General features: G+C 74.6%; 3 protein-coding genes and 1 pseudogene. 1 reads left to right on the forward strand and 3 read right to left on the reverse strand.

The window, feature by feature from the left end; all coding sequences use genetic code 11:
- The coding region (locus ACSNOK_RS32720; protein WP_436784424.1) for an AfsR/SARP family transcriptional regulator at positions 1-735 on the reverse strand (735 nt) is incomplete at its 3' end.
- A gap of 126 nt (positions 736-861) precedes the next feature.
- Here ACSNOK_RS32720 and ACSNOK_RS32725 point away from each other — a divergent pair.
- A complete protein-coding gene (locus ACSNOK_RS32725) occupies positions 862-1,671 on the forward strand; it encodes a site-2 protease family protein (RefSeq protein WP_436784425.1) in 810 nt (269 codons plus the stop codon).
- Between the two features lie 10 nt (positions 1,672-1,681).
- Here the strand turns inward: ACSNOK_RS32725 and ACSNOK_RS32730 are convergent, their stop codons facing one another.
- Positions 1,682-1,879 carry a hypothetical protein gene (locus tag ACSNOK_RS32730; protein ID WP_436784426.1) on the reverse strand — a complete coding sequence of 66 codons (198 nt, stop codon included), beginning with the start codon at positions 1,877-1,879 and terminating at the stop codon, positions 1,682-1,684.
- A gap of 122 nt (positions 1,880-2,001) precedes the next feature.
- Positions 2,002-2,078 (reverse strand): annotated as a pseudogene (locus tag ACSNOK_RS32735) (MBL fold metallo-hydrolase); the annotation flags it as partial.

A 2,078-nucleotide genomic window follows, 5' to 3' on the forward strand; every position in this document is an offset into this window, starting at 1 on the left:
GCACGGACCCGCGCCCCCGCCCCCCAGCAGCTCCGCGTGCAACGCGCGAAGCTCCGGGCCCGGGTCCGTGCCCAGCCGGTCGGCGAGGGCCGTCCGGACGTCCTCGTAGGCGGCCAGCGCCTCCGCCGGTCTGCCCGCCGCCCGCAGGGCGCGCAGCCGGAGCGCCTGCAGCGGCTCGTCCAGAGGGTGGTCGGCGCAGAGTTCGGCCAGTTCGGGCAGGGCGCCCGCCGGGTCGCCGAGGGCGACGGCCGCCGCGAGCCGGACGCGCCGCGCACCGAGGTGCCGGGCGTCCAGCCGGGCGACGAGCGCCTCGTGGCCGGGCAGGTCGGACAGCGCGGGCCCGCGCCACAGCGCGAGCGCGTCGTCCAGCAGCGCGGCCGCCTTCACCGGGTCCCCGTCGGCGAGCGACCGCTCGCCCTCGTCGGCGAGGCGCTGGAAGCGGTGCAGGTCGACGTCGTCGGGCCGGGCGTTCAGCCGGTAGCCTCCGGCCACGGACTCCACCGCGCCGGCCCCGAGCGCCCGCCGCAGCCGCGCCACGAGCGCCTGGAGCGCCCCCGGCGCGTCCGCCGGCGGCTCGTCGGCCCAGACGAGGTCGATCAGCGTGCCGGACGCGTGCCCCCGTCCCGGGTGCAGGGCGAGCGCCGCGAGCAGGGCGCGCAGCCGCGCGCCGCCGACGGCGACGGGCCGCCCGTCGTCGGTATGGGCCTGGGTGGTGCCGAGGATGCCGTAACGCACCGGGTCATTGTCCCCGCTCGGGCTCCGCGGGCGTTACGACTTTCCGGCGCGACCAAGTACCGTCCTGCCGGTACACCCCCGCGCCGGGGCCCCCGGCCGCCCCGCAGACCCCTGGAGCGCAGAACCATGGCATCCGACGCGACGCACGCCGAGCGGCGCGTAAGCCCCGTCTTCCTCGCCCTCGTCGCCGTGATGGCGGTGTCGATGTGGGCGGTGTGGACGGACTACGCGGCGAGCCCCGGCTTCGCCGTGTTCCTGTTCGTCGTCTCCGGCTGGGTCGTCTCGCTCTGCCTCCACGAGTACGCGCACGCGCGCACCGCCCTGCACGGCGGCGACATCACGGTCGGGGCGAAGGGGTACCTCACCCTCAACCCGTTCAAGTACACCCACGCCGCGCTGAGCATCGTCCTGCCCGTGATCTTCGTGATCATGGGCGGGATCGGCCTCCCCGGCGGCGCGGTCTTCATCGAGCGGCACCGGATCCGCGGCCGCTGGAAGCACAGCCTGGTCTCGGCCGCCGGACCGCTGACGAACGTCGCGTTCGCGATCGTCTGCGCGGCGCCGTTCTGGCTGGACGCGCTGGACGGGGTGCCGGACGCCTTCCGCTACGCCCTGGCCTTCATGGTGCTGCTCCAGGTGTCGGCGGCGATCCTCAACCTGCTGCCCGTGCCCGGCCTGGACGGCTACGGGATCGTCGAGCCGTGGCTGTCGCCGGGGGTGCGGCGGCAGGTGGAGCCGTTCGCGCCGTTCGGGTTCCTGGCGCTGTTCGGGTTCCTGATGATCCCGGAGGTCGGCGACGCGTTCTTCGACCTGGTCTACGCCGTCATGGACGCTCTCGGCGTCAACCGCTGGGAAGCGGCCCTGGGGCGCGCCCTGTTCCGGTTCTGGAACACCCCGGACTGCGTCCCGTCCTCGGACTTCACCCAGTGCCTCTAGGCCGGCGGCCTCACTCGGCGAGGGCGGCCGCCCGCGCCGCCTCGCGGTCCATCTTCTGCTTGCGGACGTAGAACCAGGCCATGTTGGAGGCGACGCCCGCCAGCAGGATCCAGACGACGCCGAGCCAGCTGCCCCGCGTGAACGAGACGACGGCCGCGGCCACCGCGAGGACACAGACGGCGAGTGCGTAGAGGGCGAGGCGGGGCATGGTGAACGGCTCCTGTCCGGGACGGGGGACGGACGGTACGGGGACCGTCCGCCGCGCCTGACGCGAGTGCGTACGATCCCGGTCATTGTCCCCCATGCCCGTCATCGGCCCCACGGCCACCCGGCGACGTGGTCGATGTGGCCGTGGGTGAGGACGACCGCGACGGGCTTGAGCCGATGCTTCCTGAGTGCTTCCTCGA

It is taken from the genome of Streptomyces sp. URMC 126 (genome assembly GCF_051386555.1).
Lineage (GTDB): Bacteria > Actinomycetota > Actinomycetes > Streptomycetales > Streptomycetaceae > Streptomyces.

Coding starts and splice junctions, on each gene's coding strand:
- ACSNOK_RS32725 (WP_436784425.1), top strand. CDS start 862: ATGGCATCCGACGCGACGCACGCCGAGCGGCGCGTAAGCCCCGTCTTC.
- ACSNOK_RS32730 (WP_436784426.1), bottom strand. CDS start 1,879: ATGCCCCGCCTCGCCCTCTACGCACTCGCCGTCTGTGTCCTCGCGGTG.